At 56.5% G+C, this 17,244-nt stretch carries 16 protein-coding genes; 12 read left to right on the forward strand and 4 right to left on the reverse strand.

What is annotated here, in order from left to right; genetic code table 11:
* Window positions 1–28 precede the first annotated feature (28 nt).
* Window positions 29–232 carry an Hha/YmoA family nucleoid-associated regulatory protein gene (locus ACCW71_RS15045; RefSeq protein WP_436372680.1) on the reverse strand — a complete coding sequence of 68 codons (204 nt, stop codon included), beginning with the start codon at window positions 230–232 and terminating at the stop codon, window positions 29–31.
* Window positions 233–718: 486 nt separating this feature from the next.
* Between ACCW71_RS15045 and ACCW71_RS15050 the strand changes: the two genes are divergently transcribed.
* The 3 genes from ACCW71_RS15050 to ACCW71_RS15060 all read left to right on the forward strand — a co-directional run bounded on the left by ACCW71_RS15050 (window position 719) and on the right by ACCW71_RS15060 (window position 2,523).
* Window positions 719–1,204 carry a tetratricopeptide repeat protein gene (locus tag ACCW71_RS15050; RefSeq protein ID WP_436372753.1) on the forward strand — a complete coding sequence of 162 codons (486 nt, stop codon included), beginning with the start codon at window positions 719–721 and terminating at the stop codon, window positions 1,202–1,204.
* 87 nt (window positions 1,205–1,291) lie between these two features.
* Complete coding sequence (locus ACCW71_RS15055) at window positions 1,292–1,741, forward strand: sigma-70 family RNA polymerase sigma factor (RefSeq protein ID WP_436372682.1); 450 nt, start codon at window positions 1,292–1,294, stop codon at window positions 1,739–1,741.
* Window positions 1,738–2,523, forward strand: a complete 786-nt coding sequence (locus ACCW71_RS15060; protein ID WP_436372685.1) for an anti-sigma factor family protein — start codon at window positions 1,738–1,740, stop codon at window positions 2,521–2,523. The genes ACCW71_RS15055 and ACCW71_RS15060 overlap by 4 nt, the downstream gene beginning before the upstream one ends.
* A gap of 30 nt (window positions 2,524–2,553) precedes the next feature.
* Here the strand turns inward: ACCW71_RS15060 and ACCW71_RS15065 are convergent, their stop codons facing one another.
* Window positions 2,554–3,132, reverse strand: a complete 579-nt coding sequence (locus tag ACCW71_RS15065; protein ID WP_436372686.1) for a YceI family protein — start codon at window positions 3,130–3,132, stop codon at window positions 2,554–2,556.
* A 703-nt stretch (window positions 3,133–3,835) separates the two neighbouring features.
* Here ACCW71_RS15065 and arnB point away from each other — a divergent pair.
* The 8 genes from arnB to ACCW71_RS15105 all read left to right on the forward strand — a co-directional run bounded on the left by arnB (window position 3,836) and on the right by ACCW71_RS15105 (window position 12,853).
* On the forward strand, window positions 3,836–4,972 hold the full coding sequence (gene arnB, locus ACCW71_RS15070; RefSeq protein ID WP_436372688.1) for a UDP-4-amino-4-deoxy-L-arabinose aminotransferase: 1,137 nt from the start codon (window positions 3,836–3,838) through the stop codon (window positions 4,970–4,972).
* Between the two features lies 1 nt (window position 4,973).
* On the forward strand, window positions 4,974–5,957 hold the full coding sequence (arnC, locus tag ACCW71_RS15075) for an undecaprenyl-phosphate 4-deoxy-4-formamido-L-arabinose transferase (protein ID WP_436372690.1): 984 nt from the start codon (window positions 4,974–4,976) through the stop codon (window positions 5,955–5,957).
* Window positions 5,954–7,930 carry a bifunctional UDP-4-amino-4-deoxy-L-arabinose formyltransferase/UDP-glucuronic acid oxidase ArnA gene (gene arnA, locus ACCW71_RS15080; RefSeq protein ID WP_436372692.1) on the forward strand — a complete coding sequence of 659 codons (1,977 nt, stop codon included), beginning with the start codon at window positions 5,954–5,956 and terminating at the stop codon, window positions 7,928–7,930. The genes arnC and arnA overlap by 4 nt, the downstream gene beginning before the upstream one ends.
* A 2-nt stretch (window positions 7,931–7,932) precedes the next feature.
* Window positions 7,933–8,835, forward strand: coding sequence for a 4-deoxy-4-formamido-L-arabinose-phosphoundecaprenol deformylase (gene arnD, locus ACCW71_RS15085; protein ID WP_436372694.1), 903 nt, complete (start codon window positions 7,933–7,935; stop codon window positions 8,833–8,835).
* A gap of 5 nt (window positions 8,836–8,840) precedes the next feature.
* Complete coding sequence (gene arnT / locus ACCW71_RS15090) at window positions 8,841–10,502, forward strand: lipid IV(A) 4-amino-4-deoxy-L-arabinosyltransferase (protein ID WP_436372754.1); 1,662 nt, start codon at window positions 8,841–8,843, stop codon at window positions 10,500–10,502.
* Window positions 10,502–10,822, forward strand: coding sequence for a 4-amino-4-deoxy-L-arabinose-phosphoundecaprenol flippase subunit ArnE (gene arnE, locus ACCW71_RS15095; RefSeq protein ID WP_436372697.1), 321 nt, complete (start codon window positions 10,502–10,504; stop codon window positions 10,820–10,822). The genes arnT and arnE overlap by 1 nt, the downstream gene beginning before the upstream one ends.
* Window positions 10,819–11,184, forward strand: a complete 366-nt coding sequence (gene arnF / locus ACCW71_RS15100) for a 4-amino-4-deoxy-L-arabinose-phosphoundecaprenol flippase subunit ArnF (protein ID WP_436372698.1) — start codon at window positions 10,819–10,821, stop codon at window positions 11,182–11,184. Before arnE ends, arnF begins: the two co-directional genes overlap by 4 nt.
* 139 nt (window positions 11,185–11,323) lie before the next feature.
* Window positions 11,324–12,853 carry a Fic family protein gene (locus tag ACCW71_RS15105; RefSeq protein WP_436372700.1) on the forward strand — a complete coding sequence of 510 codons (1,530 nt, stop codon included), beginning with the start codon at window positions 11,324–11,326 and terminating at the stop codon, window positions 12,851–12,853.
* Between the two features lie 32 nt (window positions 12,854–12,885).
* On the opposite strand, the gene ACCW71_RS15110 is transcribed toward ACCW71_RS15105, so the two are convergent.
* The gene (locus ACCW71_RS15110) at window positions 12,886–13,581 is read right to left on the reverse strand and encodes a haloacid dehalogenase type II (protein ID WP_436372703.1); all 696 of its coding nucleotides are present in this window, start codon (window positions 13,579–13,581) and stop codon (window positions 12,886–12,888) included.
* 192 nt (window positions 13,582–13,773) lie between these two features.
* Window positions 13,774–14,010 (reverse strand): hypothetical protein, encoded by a 237-nt coding sequence (locus tag ACCW71_RS15115; protein WP_436372706.1) that lies wholly within the window; start codon window positions 14,008–14,010, stop codon window positions 13,774–13,776.
* A gap of 1,038 nt (window positions 14,011–15,048) precedes the next feature.
* Between ACCW71_RS15115 and ACCW71_RS15120 the strand changes: the two genes are divergently transcribed.
* Window positions 15,049–17,244 carry a hypothetical protein gene (locus ACCW71_RS15120; RefSeq protein ID WP_436372709.1) on the forward strand — a complete coding sequence of 732 codons (2,196 nt, stop codon included), beginning with the start codon at window positions 15,049–15,051 and terminating at the stop codon, window positions 17,242–17,244.

Genomic DNA, 17,244 nt, shown 5'->3' on the forward strand with positions numbered 1-17,244 from the left:
TCCGGCCCGCATCAGATACTCCGAATGCTCAGCAGACCAGCCTCCAGACTTCGACAGGCACCTCGCTGTAAGTCTCATTCATAATCAGCTCAGCTTTACGATGATCGTAGGCCCCTTCGAATGACGAGAGATCGTCAGACGGCAGTTTTTTCCGCATATAACTGGTCACGATGTCGAGAATATCTTTTGACGGGCAGTTTCTTAACTTATTCAGATAGTAGACTTTGTCCATAATTTTTCTTGCTAACGTTAGCCTGTAAAAATGAGCCTGGGCGCAATCAATCCTGTGCTCAGCGCCAATTCACTCCCTCACCAGAATCTCCTGATAAGCGACAGGAATAGTAACGGCCACCAGGTATATTGGAACTTTAAAACTAAAAAATGATTTAATATAGGTTTATATTTTAATATTTAGATTTATTCTGGTTTATCTGACTAATGAGAGGGCAGGTTATCTGATCTCAGGGTCGGGTGAGGGTCAGCGGAACCAGCCCGCCGTGCTCGCTCCGGCAACCTTTCAGCCGCAGCGGGGCGGCTGGGCGCAAAAAATTTTCTGGTTTTGAGCGAATAGAAACCGGCGCTGAAGTGTTTACTCCACAGCGCCGTGATGCCGATCGCTTCCGGCTGGTTTTATTCCCTGCCTCATCTGACCCGAGAAGGAAAAATCATGAATAAGCATTCTGCTTTCCCGCTGTTTGCCACGTCTGCACTGCTGCTGATGCTGCACGCTCCGCTGAGCATGGCGATGGGCGATAATGACAGTGATAAAAAGATACCCGACTGTCCCACGGGACAGGTCTATGACAGCCAGACTAAAAGCTGTGTGCCGGAGAAGAGCAGCAAGCTCAGTGATGGCGATAAAACCGGCTACGCCTATCACCTGGCGAAAAAAGGCGAATACCAGGCCGCACTGAACTTACTCGATACGCTGAAAAACCCGGATACCCGTGAAGCCTGGAATTATCGCGGTTATGCCACCCGTAAGCTGGGCCGCACCGATGAGGGCATCGGCTATTATCAGCGCGCCATTGCGCTCGATCCCCGTTACGCTAAAGTGCGTGAATATCTGGGCGAAGCCTGGATGATCAAAGGGCGTCCTGACCTGGCCCGCGAACAGCTAAAAACCATTGCCGGCATCTGCGGAACCGATTGCGAAGAATATCGCGATCTCCAGTCGGCGATTAATGGCCATCCCGAGGCCTGATGCGGCAGCGAGGATCACAACATTACTTACCGTGATATTCGTCAGCAGCTTGCTGAGCACCTGACCCGACTCTGGCGTTATGGCTACGTGCTGTCGCACAACCGTGACCTGGCCGAAGAGCTGGTGCAGTCAACCTGCGTGCGTGCGCTCGAAAGGAGCGCGCAGTTTACGCCGGGGACGCGCATCGACAGATGGCTGTTTTCAATCCTCCACTCCATCTGGATCAGCGAGTTGCGGGCGCGCAAAGTGCGGCAGGGACAGGGCTTTGTCGATCCTGACGCGCTGCTGGCGTCAGACCGACACGCCGCTGATGACGACAGCCGGCACTTTCAGCGCATCATGCAACAGGTCCATGCACTGCCGGAGGCGCAGCGCAACGCGCTGTTTTTAGTTTACGTTGAAGGACTGACCTATCAGGAGGCGGCAGAAACGCTGGCGGTGCCGATCGGCACCATTATGAGCCGTCTGGCCGCGGCCCGCGCCACGCTGGCCAGGCTGTCAGCAACAGCGTCAGCACCGCAGGAGAATCACAAATGAGCAGGGAAACCTTTAGCCCACCGTGGCGTGATGAGGCGATTGTGGCCTGGCTGGATGGTGAGATGTCTCCCCAGGAGGCGGCTCAGTTTACGCGAGCGCTCAGTGACGATCCTGAACTGGCGCGTCGGGTTGAGCTGTTCCGTGCCAGCAGCCTCGATTTTGAGTCGGCCTTTGCGCCGCTTCTGCAACAGGCCCCGCAGGCGAGAATGGCGCAGCGGCTGGCTGCCATCCCCGCAGCGGATCCGGTGCCGGTGGCGGGCTACAGCCGTCGTGCGCTGCTTGCCGCGTCAGTGAGCTTTTTACTGGTGGGTGCCGGTATCGGGTTTGTCGCGCGGCCGGAAGAGGAGGAGGCTGATGAGAATCAGACTATCCGCGATCTGGAGGCGCGTTATATGTCGCTCTACAGCGCCGAAACCCTGGCCGACATCCCGGATGATGGCGTCACGCTGCAACGGGGATTGGCGCGGGCCCGGCTCGACCTGGGATTGCAGATCAACCCGCAGCAACTGACGCTGCCGGGCGCTGAACTGAAGATAGTGCGCATTCTGCGCTACGATCGCACCTCGATTGCTCAGATTGCCTGGCTGCATGCCGATTATGGTCCGATGGCGCTCTGCATCTCTCCGGCGCAGCATGAAGACGACAGCACCGGACGTGAACAGCGTCACGGCATGCATCTTGCCTGGTGGCAGCGTAACGGCTATCAGTATGTGCTGATTGGCCGTAATCCCCCGTCACAGCTGAGCGACACCGCAGATAAATTGCGATCAGCGCTGAGCTGATCGCAACGGCAGAGGGCGTCCGGCCTGCCGCTACAGCGGCGACGACGCCCTGGCGGCAATGGTCAGCGCAATCTCTACCCGGTCATCCACCACGCCGACCAGCCGGTCTACCCGGAAGGCGGTGCGGGAGATGGCCGTTGAGGCATGCAGCGCCAGCGCCGGTGACGCGGGATCGATCGCCTGTCCGCTGTCCAGCGACGCCAGCATGATGATTGGGCGGCTGACATCTTTAACCGATAGCGTACCAAAAATCCGGTACTTCCCCGCGCCCAGCGAAACCACCCGGGTGCTGATAAAATGGATCTCAGGATAGTGCTGCGCATCAAAGAACAGATCACTTTTCAGCTGCCAGGTTAACAGCGTATTGGACGCCACCAGCGTCGCGACCGGAATTTTTACCTCGATATGGTCGTCACGATCTTCGGCAGGATTGAGCGTGACCGTGCCGGTCACGCCCTGTAAACGCGCCTGCGAAAACGCATGACCAAAAGCGCGCCAGGAGAGTCCTATCGAGGTTTTATCAGGCGCTATCGCGTAGGTTTTCGCTGCGGCGTGCAACATCGGGCTGAAAGCAATTATCAGGCTGAGCAGGCAGGTAACAGGCTTCATCAGAATTATTCTCTTTATGGCGCAGGCCAGACGTTAACGCCTGACGTGGCGAATTTATTCATCCTTTTAGCACTATTTTTACCTGCGATGCACAGATATTCTGAGGAATATTAACTATTGATGACAAATGGGAGCGTCGCGTTGTAATGATGAGTATCAAGTCATGTTTGCGGCCGCGATTATTATTAAGATTACCTTAAGGCCCGCCATATTGACTTGCTTTAAACGGCGCGCTGGCCCGGTGCGGTTTATTCCGTCCCGTCCCCGTTAAAAACCACTCTTTTTTAACTATTAATATTCAATGAGTTGCAATTAAATTACCTGTAGCGCTGGTTTATTTTATCTGACATGCCCGCTATTGCGATCTGCGCACTACGTCGGTGATTTTTAAACAGAGCATCAATAAAGTAAAAAGAGTGACGAACAGCGCAAATATTAATATTCAGAAATGAACTTTTTCAAAGATCATTAAATGAATCCGCTTTGATTTTATTGAAAATAATCCTCTCCATTTAATGTTCAGTTAACATTCATACGCTAATTTGTATTCGCAACCCGGTAAATAGTATTCCCGAAGGGGAGCGGTGGCGCTATTCCCCCGCTGACCGGACGCTGATAAACCGCTATTTCGATTTCGTTTCTGGCGTTGTGCCCGATTAACAACGCGCGATCGCTTATGGGTATGATTTGCAGGAGTTTTAGCATGGATTTTTTGCCTTTTTCCCGCCCCTCGTTTGGTGATGAGGAGCTGGCCGCTGTAAAAGCGGTATTTGACTCTGGCTGGATAACCACCGGTGCCCGATGTGCCGAGCTGGAGCAGGCCTTTATCCAGCTCACCGGCAATCAGCACGCGATTGCTGTCAGCTCGGCCACGGCAGGTATGCATGTCACGCTGCTGGCGATGGGGATCAAACCGGGAGATGAGGTGATCACGCCATCGCTGACCTGGGTCTCTACCCTGAATCTGATTACGCTGCTGGGCGCGACGCCGGTGATGATTGATGTGGACCCTGACAACCTGATGGTGACAGCGGAACAGGTCGCCCGGGCGATTACGCCGCGCACCCGTGCCATCATACCGGTGCATTATGCCGGTGCGCCCGCCGATCTCGCCCCGCTCTATCAGCTGGCGGATCAACATGGCATCGCCATTATTGAAGACGCGGCCCATGCGGTAGGCACCACCTATCGGGGAGAGCCGATCGGCGTCCGTGGCACCGCAATTTTCTCTTTCCACGCCATCAAAAACATCACCTGTGCAGAAGGCGGACTGGTAGTGACCGATGATGCCGCGCTGGCCGACCGTATCCGCAGCCTGAAGTTTCACGGCCTGGCGGTGGATGCGTTTGATCGCCAGACCCAGGGGCGTCTGCCGCAGGCGGAAGTGATGATGCCGGGCTTTAAATACAATCTGCCCGACATCAGCGCCGCCATTGCGCTGGTACAGCTGCAAAAGCTGCCGGGCTTTATCGCCCGCCGCCGTGAGATTGCTGAACGCTATCTTGCGGCGTTGCCTGACCTGCCATTTACGCCGCTGTCACTGCCCGCCTGGCCGCACCAGCACGCCTGGCATCTGTTTATTCTGCGCGTCGATGAACAGCGTTGCGGGCTGTCGCGGGATGCGTTTATGCAGGCGCTGAAAGAACGCAATATCGGCAGTGGCCTGCACTTCCGCGCCGCCCATACCCACAAGTACTACCGCGAGCGCTATCCCGATTTGCGTCTGCCGGTGAGTGAACGTAACAGTCAGCAGATGTGTTCCATTCCGCTGTTTCCGTCGATGACGGATCAGGATGTCGAACGGGTGATTGCAGCTTTACATGACATTGCCGGAGCCTGAGATGCGCGATAGTAAACCGATCAACATGCTCTCAGTGGTCATTCCGGTCTACAACGAGCAGGAGAGCCTGCCGGAGCTGCTTCAGCGCACCGTCGCCGCCTGTGAACCCTTACAGCTTGAGTATGAAATTCTGCTGGTGGATGACGGCAGCAGCGATCGCTCCGCGGAGCTGATTGAGCAGGCCGCCACCGTGCCTGGCAGCCGGATAACCGGCGTGCTGCTCAACCGTAACTATGGCCAGCACTCCGCCATTATGGCGGGTTTCAGCCAGGTGCAGGGTGATCTGATCATCACGCTGGATGCCGATCTGCAAAACCCACCGGAAGAGATCCCGCGGCTGGTTGAAGCCGCGCGTCAGGGGTATGACGTGGTGGGAACGGTGCGTCAGCAGCGCCAGGATAGCTGGTTCCGGCGTACTGCCTCGCGCACCCTTAACCGGCTGATCCAGCGGGTGACCGGCAAAGCGATGGGCGACTACGGCTGCATGCTGCGCGCCTATCGTCGGCACATTGTCGAGGCGATGCTCAACTGTCACGAACGCAGCACCTTCATTCCGATTCTGGCTAACACCTTTGCCCGAAACACCATTGAACTGCCGGTGATCCACGCCGAGCGGGCCTTTGGCGACTCGAAATACAGCTTTATGCGGCTGATCAACCTGATGTACGACCTGGTGACCTGCCTGACCACTACGCCGCTGCGTCTGCTCAGCGTGGTCGGCAGCCTGATTGCCCTCTCCGGCTTCGCCTTTTCGCTGGTGCTGATCGTGCTGCGGCTCTTTTTCGGCGCGGCCTGGGCGGGTGACGGCGTCTTCGTGCTGTTCGCCGTGCTGTTCATGTTTATCGGTGCCCAGTTTGTGGGTATGGGACTGCTCGGAGAGTACATCGGGCGTATTTATAACGACGTCCGGGCGCGTCCGCGCTATTTCGTTCAACGCATTGTTCAGGCTCCAGAAGAGCCTTCAGTACAGGATAATCAATCATGAAGACCGTTGTTTTCGCCTATCACGACATGGGCTGTGTCGGCATCAATGCGCTGCTGAGCGCAGGCTATGAGATCACCGCCATTTTTACTCACAACGATGTGGCGACCGAAAATCACTTTTTCGGCTCAGTAGCGCGGCTGGCGGCGGAGCATGGTATCCCGGTCTATGCCCCGGACGAGGCGAACCACCCGATCTGGCTCGACCGCATCCGCAGCATGGCGCCAGAGATGATTTTCTCCTTCTACTATCGCCATCTGCTGAGCGATGAGATCCTGCAATGTGCTGAAAAGGGGGCCTTTAACCTGCATGGCTCGCTGCTGCCCAAATACCGGGGTCGCGCGCCGCTTAACTGGGCGCTGATCAACGGCGAGCGTGAAACCGGCGTCACGCTGCATCGCATGGTGAAGCGCGCCGATGCCGGCAATATTCTGGCACAGCAGAAGGTCGCCATTGAGGATCAGGACAACGCGCTGACGCTGCACCGCAAACTGACCCAGGCCGCAGAGCAGCTGCTTGGCGACGTGCTGCCGCGTCTGCGTCAGGGTGAAGTGACGGAGTGGGCGCAGGATGAGAGCCAGGCGACCCGAGTGGGCCGTCGCACGGCGGAAGATGGCCGCATCGACTGGCATCAGCCTGCCGAAGCGATTCACAACCTGGTCCGGGCGGTCACCGATCCCTGGCCTGGCGCTTATGCCTTTGCGGGCTCGGTCAGATTCATCGTCTGGAAAAGCCGGGTTCATCCGCAGCAGCATCATGCGAAGCCGGGCACGGTCATCTCTAAGCAGCCGTTCCTGATCGCCTGTGGCGAGGGCGCGCTTGAGATCCTGACCGGCCAGTCTGAGCATGGCGTCTATATGAATGGCAGTCAGCTGGCGCAGAGTCTGGGCATGGTGCCAGGCGCACTGCTTTACTCACAGCCGCAGTCTGCGCTGCAACGCCGCACCCGCGTGCTGATCCTCGGCGTTAACGGCTTTATCGGCAATCACCTTACCGAGCGCCTGTTGCAGGATGAGCATTTTGAGGTCTATGGGCTGGACATCAGCTCAGACGCCATCAGTCGCTTCCTCGATCATCCGCGCTTCCATTTCGTCGAAGGGGACATCGCCATCCACTCCGAATGGATTGAGTATCACATCAAAAAATGTGACGTCATCCTGCCGCTGGTGGCGATCGCTACGCCGATTGAATACACCCGCAATCCACTGCGCGTATTTGAACTCGATTTCGAAGAGAACCTGAAAATCATTCGCGACTGCGTGAAGTATCAGAAGCGCATCATTTTCCCATCCACTTCTGAGGTCTACGGCATGTGTACCGATGCCAGCTTCGACGAGGATAGCTCTAATCTGGTGGTCGGACCGATTAACAAACAGCGCTGGATCTACTCGGTCTCTAAACAGCTGCTGGACCGGGTGATCTGGGCCTATGGCGAAAAAGAGGGGCTGCGTTTTACCCTGTTCCGTCCCTTCAACTGGATGGGGCCGCGCCTCGACAATCTCAATGCGGCACGCATCGGCAGCTCACGCGCCATTACCCAGCTGATCCTCAACCTGGTGGAAGGCTCGCCCATCAAGCTGATCGACGGCGGCAAGCAGAAGCGCTGCTTTACCGATATTCAGGATGGCGTGGAAGCACTGTTCCGCATTATCGAAAACAAACAGCAGAATTGTGATGGTCAGATCATCAATATCGGTAACCCGGACAACGAAGCGAGTATCAAAGAGCTGGCCGAGCAGCTGCTGGCCAGCTTCGAGCGCCATCCGCTGCGCAGTCAGTTCCCGCCGTTTGCCGGTTTCCGCGAAGTGGAGAGCAGCAGCTACTACGGTAAAGGTTACCAGGATGTGGAGCACCGTAAACCCGCCATCCGTAATGCGCGTCGCTTACTCGGCTGGACGCCGACCGTGACGATGGATGTCACCATCGACAACACGCTCGATTTCTTCCTGCGCACCCTTGAGAAACAGGCTGATTAGTGATGAAGAAGATCGGTCTGCGGATTGACGTGGATACCTGGCGCGGCACGCAGCGGGGCGTGCCGGCGCTGCTTGAGCTGTTCCGGCTCCATGGGGTGCGGGCCAGTTTTTTCTTCAGCGTCGGGCCGGACAACATGGGACGTCATCTCTGGCGGCTGATAAAGCCCGCCTTTCTCTGGAAGATGCTGCGATCCCGCGCCGCCTCACTCTATGGCTGGGATATTCTGCTCGCCGGAACGGCCTGGCCGGGCAGACAGATGGGTCGCGGTTTGCGGCAGATTATGCAGCAGACCGCCCGGCAGCATGAGGTGGGCCTGCACGCCTGGGATCACTTCGCCTGGCAGACCTGGGCGGGCGTCTGGCCGGAAGAGAAGCTGGTCAGTCAGATAGCGCGCGGCATCGAGACACTCAGTGCGATCCTCGGTCAGCCAGTCAGCTGCTCAGCGGTGGCGGGCTGGCGCGCCGATGGTCGGGTGATCGCCGCGAAACAGCGTTTTGGCTTTCACTACAACAGCGACTGCCGCGGCAGCGGTCCTTTCCGGCCGCTGCTGCCGGATGGCACGATCGGCACGGTGCAGATCCCGGTGACGCTGCCTACCTGGGATGAAGTGGTGGGCCGCGAAGTCAGCGCGGAAGAGTACAACGACTACATTCTGGCGAAGATGCTCGCGGCGGACGACGGAGCGGTTTACACCGTTCACGCCGAAGTCGAGGGGATCATCGGTTGCCCCGATTTTAACCTGCTTCTCAGCGCGGCAGCCCGCCACGGTATTCAGTTCTGTCCGTTAAGCGAGCTGCTGCCTGCGGATCTCACCACGCTGCCGGTGGGCAAAGTGGTCAGAGGGGAGATCGCCGGGCGGGAAGGGTGGCTCGGCTGTCAGAAAACAATGGAAGAGGCGAAATAGTGCAGATACGTAACACCACCCGATGGCTGCTGTTGTTCAGCTTTTTTACGCTCTACTATCTGATCCCGCCGGTGTTCCGTGACCTCTGGCAGCCGGATGAGACCCGCTATGCGGAGATCAGCCGGGAGATGCTGGCCACCGGCAACTGGGTTACACCGCACTTCTTTGGCCTGCGCTATTTTGAAAAACCGATTGCAGGCTACTGGGTCAACTCGCTGGGTCAGTGGCTGTTTGGTCACAACAATTTTGGCGTGCGGGCCGGATCGATATTCTCGACGGCGCTGACCGCCGCGCTGATCTACTGGCTTGGCCGGCGGCTGTTTGGTTCGGCCCGCACCGCCGCTGTCGGTAGTCTGATTTTCCTCAGTTCACTGCTGGTCTATGGCGTCGGCACCTATGCGGTGCTCGACCCGATGCTGATGCTCTGGCTGGCGGCCGCAATGTGCAGCTTCTGGCTGGCGACGGAAGCGAAGGGCGGTGCCTCGCGCGCCGGTGGCTATCTGCTGCTGGGGCTCGCCTGCGGCATGGGCTTTATGACCAAAGGCTTTCTGGCGCTGGCGCTGCCGGTGCTGGCGATCCTGCCCTGGGCGATCTGGCGGCAGCGGCTGCGCGAACTGCTCTGCTTCGGGCCGCTGGCGCTGCTCTCCGCGGCGGCGATCAGCTTACCCTGGGTGCTGGCGATCGCGCGTCAGGCCCCCGATTTCTGGCACTACTTCTTCTGGGTTGAGCATATCCAGCGCTTCGCGGAAGATAATGCCCAGCACAAAGCGCCTTTCTGGTACTACCTGCCGGTGTTGCTGCTGGGGACATTGCCCTGGATGGCGTTGCTGCCCGGCGCGCTGATCAGCGGCTGGCGTGAACGTCAGCGCCATCCCGGCGCGCTCTATCTGCTGAGCTGGACGGTAATGCCGCTGCTGTTTTTCAGCCTGGCAAAAGGCAAGCTGCCAACCTACATCCTGCCCTGTTTTGTGCCGCTGTCGCTGCTGATGGCGCACTACGGCCTGAACGCCGCGCAGCGGGCAGGGCGCGCGTTAGCCATAAATGGCTGGCTGAACCTGCTCTTTGGCGTGATCGGGCTGGCCGCCCTGCTGCTGGTGCTGGCTCCCTGGAGCCTGACCCATCATCCGCTGTTTGCCGCGCACGAGATGCTGAAGCTGGCGCTGGCTGCGCTGGCGTTTCTCGGCTGGGCGCTGACCGGCGCGTTCAGTTGCCGGGGGTCTCAGCGCCGCTGGCTGGCAGCGGCGCTCTGTCCGCTGATCCTCGCGCTGACAGTGGGTTCAGCCATCCCCGATAAAATACGCGACGCCAAACAGCCGCAACATTTTGTCGCGGCGATCGGGCAGCGGCTGGCCGCCAGTCGCTATATTCTGGCGGACAATCCCGGCGTGGCGTCGGCGGTGGCCTGGCATCTGCAACGCAGCGACATCGGTTTCTATGACACCAAAGGTGAGCTGGAGTATGGGCTGAGCTACCCGGATGCGCAGTCCCGCTTTGTCAGCAGCGCGGCTTTTAGCGGCTGGCTGGCTGAGCATCGCCGCAGCGGCAGTGTCTCGCTGCTGCTACTGGTGGATTCGGCGCATAGCGACATCGGGGAGAATGTGCCGGTGCCGGATGCGGTTTATCGCCAGGGCAGACTGGTCTGCCTCTATTACAGCCAGCAACCCTGATGCTGCTGCTGATTATCGTGGTAAGTCTGCTCAGCTGTAGCGCGCAGCTCTGCCAGAAGCAGGCGACGCGCGCCGCCACACGCCGCAGTACGATGCGCTGGATTATGGTGAGCATGCTGCTGTTAGGCTTCGCGATGCTTATCTGGCTGGTGGTGTTGCAGCGCGTGCCGGTCAGCCAGGCCTATCCGATGCTGAGCCTCAACTTTATTTTTGTGGCGCTGGCCGGACGGATGCTGTGGCGCGAGCGGTTAACCCTGCGCCAGATCGTGGGTACGCTGCTGGTGGTCACGGGCGTCGCGCTGATGGCCAGCCAGCTATGAGGGGCTACGGATGGGTCGCGTGTAGCGTGCTGTTAGTTTCGGCGGCGCAGCTGATGATGCGCTGGGCGATGCCGCGGCTGCCGGACGTCAGCAGCATGATGTCGCTGCCCGCTGTCGCCCCGCTGCCCGTGCTGCTGCTGCTGTGCGGACTGGGGGCTTACGGCCTCTCGATGCTCTGCTGGATCCGGGCGCTGCACTCTTTTCCGCTGAACCGGGTCTATCCGCTGCTCAGCCTCAGTTACGTGCTGGTGTGGCTGGTCGCGGTCTGCCTGCCAGTGTTTCATGAGGCTTTCAGCTGGCATAGCCTGGCGGGAGTAATAATGATCGTCATCGGCCTGCTGTGCATCGTGGTTAAACCCTGAATTTATCTTTTTAGCGCTGAACGGCTGATTTATTATCATTTTCGGGCAAAGATTAATGTCTTAAGCCTGGCGAAATTACTGTTTTCATGTTAGATCTGGCTCCTGTTATCTTTTTAAGGCTTCTGATAAAGGATTCGCCATGCTGGTCGGCTTCAGCGCACTCTGTGAACGTTATTCCCTTCAGCTGGTGCAGCCGCTGCGGGTAACATCCGCCATCGGCACGGTCCGCTCCCGCCATGAGAGTCAGGGACGGCTGGAGAATCACTATCCGCCAGGCTATCAGCCGGAAGATGATTTCGCCGGTCATTTCGCCTTTGGCCTCAAATATGAAGAGATCCATCTGGAATTTTTTGCCCGCCTGTTCGCCGCCATCGGTCCTGAACCGCTGGAGAGCTGGTGCCGCCGCGAGCCGTTCGGACAGTATGCGCGCCGCGCTGGCTTTCTCTATGAGTGGCTGACCGGTGAGAGGCTACAGGTGCCGGATGTCAGCAATGGCGGCTACATAGAGGCGATCTCATCCAAAGCGTACCTGACCCGCACCACGGTCAGGCGCGCCAGACGCTGGCGCATCAATGATAACCTGCCGGGAACGGTGGACTTCTGCCCGCTGGTACGCCGCACTGCGGCGGTTGAACAGGCGCTGGCGTTTGATCTCAACAGCGCCTTTACCGAGCTGGATAACACCTTTGGCGCAGATATTCTGATGCGCACCGCCAGCTGGCTCACCTTTAAAGAGTCGCGGGCCAGCTTCCTGATTGAGAAAGAGGCCGATCAGGGCGATCGCATTCAGCGCTTCGCCCACGTAATTGCGCAATATTGCGGTCAGCTTGACGATCCACTCAGCGATGCCAGTCTGCACACCATCCAGCAGGGCATTCTGGGCAGGGAGGCGCTGGGACTGGGTCTGCGACGCTCGCCGGTGTTTGTTGGCCAGTCGACGATGCGCGAGGACATCGTCCACTATATTGCGCCGCACTATGAAGATGTTCCGCGCTTTATGCAGGGACTGAAAGCCTTTGAGCAGGCGACGCAGGGCGCCGCGCCGCTGGCCCGTGCCGGGGTCATCGCGTTCGGCTTCGTCTATATCCATCCGATGCGTGACGGCAATGGCCGCATCCATCGCTTTCTCATCAACGACACGCTGATCCGCGACGGCGCGATACCGGATGGGGTGATCCTGCCGGTCTCAGCCACCATTACCAGCTCCATGGATTTTCGGGTCGGTTACGATCGCACATTGGATATTTTTTCAAAACAGCTGATGCGGCGCTATGCCGGCTGCTATCGCTTTGGCGAGCTGAAAACCTATGAAGATGGCACGCTGAGTAACTTCAGCTTCAGCGAATACAACGATGCCCGGTTTGCCTGGCGCTATCCCGATTTAACCGGGCATGTGCTCTACACCGCCAGAGTGGTTGAACATACGGTGCTGACCGGGATGGCCGATGAAGCGCGGGTGCTGGTGATCTTTCAGCGCGCGCAGCAGGCGCTGAAAGAGGTGATTGAGATGCCCGATCAGGACGCCAGCCGAATCATCCGATCGCTGAAGGAGAATGGCTGGCAGATCTCCGGCAAGCTGAAAAAAACCTTCCCGCTGCTGGATGACGCAGCGACCGCGCAGCGGGTGGTGGAGGCGGTCAGATCCGCATTCGACGATCAGGAAACCTGAGTGACCGGGTCACGTCACTTTTCTGACCTGATTCAGCAGAGCGGTTTAATCTCTTCTGCCAGGGCAGCGATGTCGCTGACGATCAGATCGGGAGCAGGAGCCAGCGGAAAGAGCGCCTGCCCTTTGCGGGAGATAAAAGCGGTTTTCATACCTGCGCGCTTGGCGCCGCCGACATCCCAGCCGTGGGCTGCCACCATCATGCACGCAGCCACAGGCTTATCCATCTCTTCCATCGCCCAGCGATAGACTCTCAGATCGGGCTTATAAATCTGCGGCTGCTCAACGCTGAGGATGCGACTGAACAGCGGCGCAAGCCCGGCAGAGCTGAGCTGTTTCTCCGCCAGCGCCGCCGAGGAGTTGGTCAGCGCAACCAGCGTATAACCCTGCTGTCGCAGCGCCGCTAAGCCTGCCGCAACATCAGGATGCGCGGGCATGGATGCGATAATATCCGCCAGCGGTGTGGCATTCTCCGGCAAAGTCACGCCATAACGCGCGGCGGTCATCGCCAGTACCGCTTCTGCGATCTCGCCAAAATTGTGCCAGCTGCCGCTCACCGACTCGACCAGCGAATGATGCAGAACAGAAGTAAACCAGGCCTCGGCCCGTTCTGGTCTGTCGCCCAGCCGCTGTGCTACCGCCTGGTTCAGTACGGCGGTGTCCAGCAGGGTTTCGTTAACATCAAAAAACAGGGTGCCCCTGTAGGCGGCGGTATTATGAACGTCTGTCATCGGGCCTCCGGTAAATGTCATGGGATTAACGTACCGGTCTGAAGGTAGAACAGAGAGGGGAATTGCTCAAATCAGGGTGAAAGTTAACCTGGTTAAGCTTGTCACCCATCCGTCAGGATAACGGGATAATCTATTGGTTTTGCTATCTGACAGCTTCAGCTTGATGATCATTTCTCCCCGGGAGAGGGATTATTATCGTCCGATGTAATAGAGAACTGCGTCCAGCTCGGAGGCAAACTCTCTGAGGCCGATAAAATATTCGCTGCCGTCGTCATTATGATCAAGGCATGAGCCCACTTTATTGCGGATATAAGTAAAGTCAATCAGATCAGGAGGCGATGAGCAAACCAGCTTTATGAACCGCAGAATATCCGCAACTTCAGAAAAGCCGTAATAGCTCAACCTTTTTATCATTTCTTCTTTTGACAATAATTCATATCCGACATCCTGAGTATTTCGAAAATAAGGTGTCAAAACTGATTTGCCCTGATTCTATTTAACTGAGGAAAATTATACCCCCGCCATTATGATCGGCAATAGCGATCGGAATGGAGATTTCAATTGTTAAAACCTATACCAAAAGATAGCACTTCAACTGAAGAAATAACAGTCAATAGATTTTCTCGGTTAATTATAATTCAATATCAACGGCTTATTGACGTTGAAAGAACATCGCCAGCCTGGAAAAATCAGTCTGAATCCTGAATTAACCTAACATCTATTTTATTTAAACATAATTATAACGTGCCTCGTGTAGGTCTTATTTAAGAATGTTTATTAAAACATAAACAGATCTGAAACGAAATATATTGCTGAATGTAATATTTTACATTTAACTTTCATGGAAACTGCATTAAAAATTAAATTATTAGCTGGTTTATACCTTTCAGAAATAACAGATTTATGCCTGATAAGATCCAGATGTCTGTGCATGTTCAGCCAGAATATGGCTCTGGTATAAGATGCCGGAGATTCTGCTATAGCGGCATAGAGATAGTGTGCATCAATGACAGGCCAGACACAGAAAGCCGTGGATGCCATGTACAAGGTAACAGTGCTGTCGCAGTGTTGTGATGGCAGCCTGCCAGGTTTGTGCCTGTCAGATTGCTGTTATGCGTCTCAGCATTCCGTTGCTGACGCTGGTCTGAACTGACGCTTTGATTAAGGCTAATCTGGCAGCTTCTGCCGCCCTAAGGTTTTTGCTTACATCCGTGAGATAACATCTTTTCTTCAAATCCAAAGTTGTTAAATCGTTCTGATCTCAGAGATCATATAAATAACCTCAGGTGTATTCGTTTCGTATAAGGGGGGTTATGGTAAATGCCGCTACGCCGGTTTTGTTGTGAACCCGCACGGCCAGTACCCTCTGGCCCGGTAACATATTGCGACACTTAGGGAAATTTTGGTTAAGTTCCCGCCGGTGTATGATGGGGCGATATTTAACCAGAGAAATTAAAAGGATTTGCTATGTCGAAGCCGGAAAACGGCCCGCAGTTCCCGGCCATCCGTTGGCCGGTGCCGAAGAATAACCGGGGCAGGGAGTTCAGTAACCTGGAGGAGATGCTGGCGCATCTGGAAGGAGAAGCTATCGGACACTGGCTGATTGGCCGTAACGGTATGTGGCACGGTGGTATTCACATCACTGACACCACGACCCCGTGGTGTGCGCTCAGTGGTCAGGCGATGAATGAGGCCGTGGATTTTCCGGTGCCGTTTAAGGGGGAGCAGGCCGTGCGCTTCATGGCGGACGGTGAAGTGGTGGCGTACCGGATAAACCGGGATTACCTCAGCGTGCCGTGGTACTGGGGGGATTTACGCTACTCCGGGTCTTTTGTGCTGGTCCGGCACCATATTCAGCCAGGGAAAACGGCAGAGAGCGGACTGACCTTTTACACCCTATACATGCACCTTGCGCCCTGGCTGGCCTACCCGGAGCAGGACAGCACAGCGTTCAAAGTGGCAGACGGCCAGCACCTGAATGCGTATGTGGACGCGTCCCGGCAGTGGGTGGCGGCGGATCTGCCATCCGGCACGCGGGTGACATGGGACAGGGCGGTGAGCGCCGACACGATGACCGGGAGCAACGGGCGACAGTATGCGCATGTCACACTGTCGGAAGCGGTTTCGGGCTGCATGAGCCTTAACGCCGGGGACCGGGTCTGGTTAGTATGCGACAAAGGGAATCTGGTTCCGGCCCGCGACAGCGTCACCCGTCCGGCGTGGTGGTCGCCGTTCCTGCCGCCGTCACGCGAAACAGTACAGTTTGATACGGTGGTGTGTCCTGACCCCTATCCGATTAAGGCCGGGGATCCGGTGGGACATCTGGGCTACTTTCAGGTGCCCAGCGAGGACGGTCATGAAAAACGCTATCAGGTGCATATCGAATGTCTGACCACGGACGACCTGCCGCGCTTCCTGAGCAACCCGGAAGGCGTGGGGCGTGATACGCCCGCCTTTGCCCGCTGTCCGAAGGACATTCCGGTGTACCTGCAATTCAGCGGCGGGGAAATACAGAAGGGGCTGATAACCATGCAGACCGAAACGGTGATGGCGCTGTCCGGGCGGGCGGTAACGGACAAAGTGGGAAAACGCTACTGGCCGGGCGGGTCATCGCGCGTGCTGCTGGCGGAGTCGGATGTGCAGCTTCTGTCCCGGTACGATCTGGCCGGTCGGGGTTTTGAGACCACGGAGGACAGTCCGGCGAGCTTTGATCATCTTGACGGGAAAACGCAGCCTAAAGGGCTGGTGAAGACGATTTTTGAGCGTTTTTTCAGCGTGGCGGACAACGACGGGAAGCCATACAGCAAGGGGGTTGCGTTCAACTACCAGCAGCTTCTGGATAAGATTGACGGTATGAAATCCACTTGGTATTACCCGGAACAGTACCGGCGTGCGGTGCAGAACCCGTCAATGCGCGCTCACCTGTACAGATTGTGCGTGAAGCACCCCAGTGACTGGTATTACTCATCGGAGGCTCCGATCTGGAAATCGTATCTGTCCCCTACGATGAAGAAGGAATCACCGGAATGGTACGCCTACACGGTGAAGGTTCTGACGGACACGCGCTGGATGTACCGTGTGGCGGGGATGGTGGAAAATCCGTGGCATATGCACCCACTGGTGTTTCTCGATGCTATTAAATGCGGGGGATATAATTTTTCTACGAGAGCAGGGACGATTAGAGCGATTATCGAGGAGAGCAGAAAGCAAGGATTTAGCCTTAACTCACAGATTGCTTATATTCTCGCCACGGTTAAACGAGAGACTGGCGATACGTTTCAACCAGTGAGAGAGGGCGATTGGGTTGGTCATACTTCGACGGATGAGTACCGGAAAAAGCACTATCGATATTATCCATATTATGGGCGAGGTTATGTCCAAATTACTTGGGACTATAACTATAAAGCATATTCAGAAAAGCTTGGTGTTGATTTGGTTTCGGAACCTGATAAAGCTTTAGAGCCTAATAAATCCTTGTTTATTCTTATTGATGGATTCAAAAATGGAGTCTTCACAGGGAAGAAACTGACTGATTATGTAAGCAAAGACAGAGTAGATTTCCTTAATGCAAGACGGTGTATTAACGGTTTAGATCACGCAGAACAAATCAAAGGATTTGCAGAGGATTTTTTGAGTAAGCTGGATGCAGGGGAGCTAATTTGA

This window comes from Pantoea sp. C2G6 (genome assembly GCF_051336815.1).
Lineage (GTDB): Bacteria > Pseudomonadota > Gammaproteobacteria > Enterobacterales > Enterobacteriaceae > Pantoea.

Excerpts from the sequence above, each read along its gene's own strand:
- ACCW71_RS15045 (WP_436372680.1), bottom strand. The coding sequence starts at position 232 with ATGGACAAAGTCTACTATCTGAATAAGTTAAGAAACTGCCCGTCAAAA.
- ACCW71_RS15050 (WP_436372753.1), top strand. The coding sequence starts at position 719 with ATGCTGCACGCTCCGCTGAGCATGGCGATGGGCGATAATGACAGTGAT.
- ACCW71_RS15060 (WP_436372685.1), top strand. The coding sequence starts at position 1,738 with ATGAGCAGGGAAACCTTTAGCCCACCGTGGCGTGATGAGGCGATTGTG.
- ACCW71_RS15065 (WP_436372686.1), bottom strand. The coding sequence starts at position 3,132 with ATGAAGCCTGTTACCTGCCTGCTCAGCCTGATAATTGCTTTCAGCCCG.
- arnB (WP_436372688.1), top strand. The coding sequence starts at position 3,836 with ATGGATTTTTTGCCTTTTTCCCGCCCCTCGTTTGGTGATGAGGAGCTG.
- arnC (WP_436372690.1), top strand. The coding sequence starts at position 4,974 with ATGCGCGATAGTAAACCGATCAACATGCTCTCAGTGGTCATTCCGGTC.
- arnA (WP_436372692.1), top strand. The coding sequence starts at position 5,954 with ATGAAGACCGTTGTTTTCGCCTATCACGACATGGGCTGTGTCGGCATC.
- arnD (WP_436372694.1), top strand. The coding sequence starts at position 7,933 with ATGAAGAAGATCGGTCTGCGGATTGACGTGGATACCTGGCGCGGCACG.
- arnE (WP_436372697.1), top strand. The coding sequence starts at position 10,502 with ATGCTGCTGCTGATTATCGTGGTAAGTCTGCTCAGCTGTAGCGCGCAG.
- arnF (WP_436372698.1), top strand. The coding sequence starts at position 10,819 with ATGAGGGGCTACGGATGGGTCGCGTGTAGCGTGCTGTTAGTTTCGGCG.
- ACCW71_RS15105 (WP_436372700.1), top strand. The coding sequence starts at position 11,324 with ATGCTGGTCGGCTTCAGCGCACTCTGTGAACGTTATTCCCTTCAGCTG.
- ACCW71_RS15110 (WP_436372703.1), bottom strand. The coding sequence starts at position 13,581 with ATGACAGACGTTCATAATACCGCCGCCTACAGGGGCACCCTGTTTTTT.
- ACCW71_RS15120 (WP_436372709.1), top strand. The coding sequence starts at position 15,049 with ATGTCGAAGCCGGAAAACGGCCCGCAGTTCCCGGCCATCCGTTGGCCG.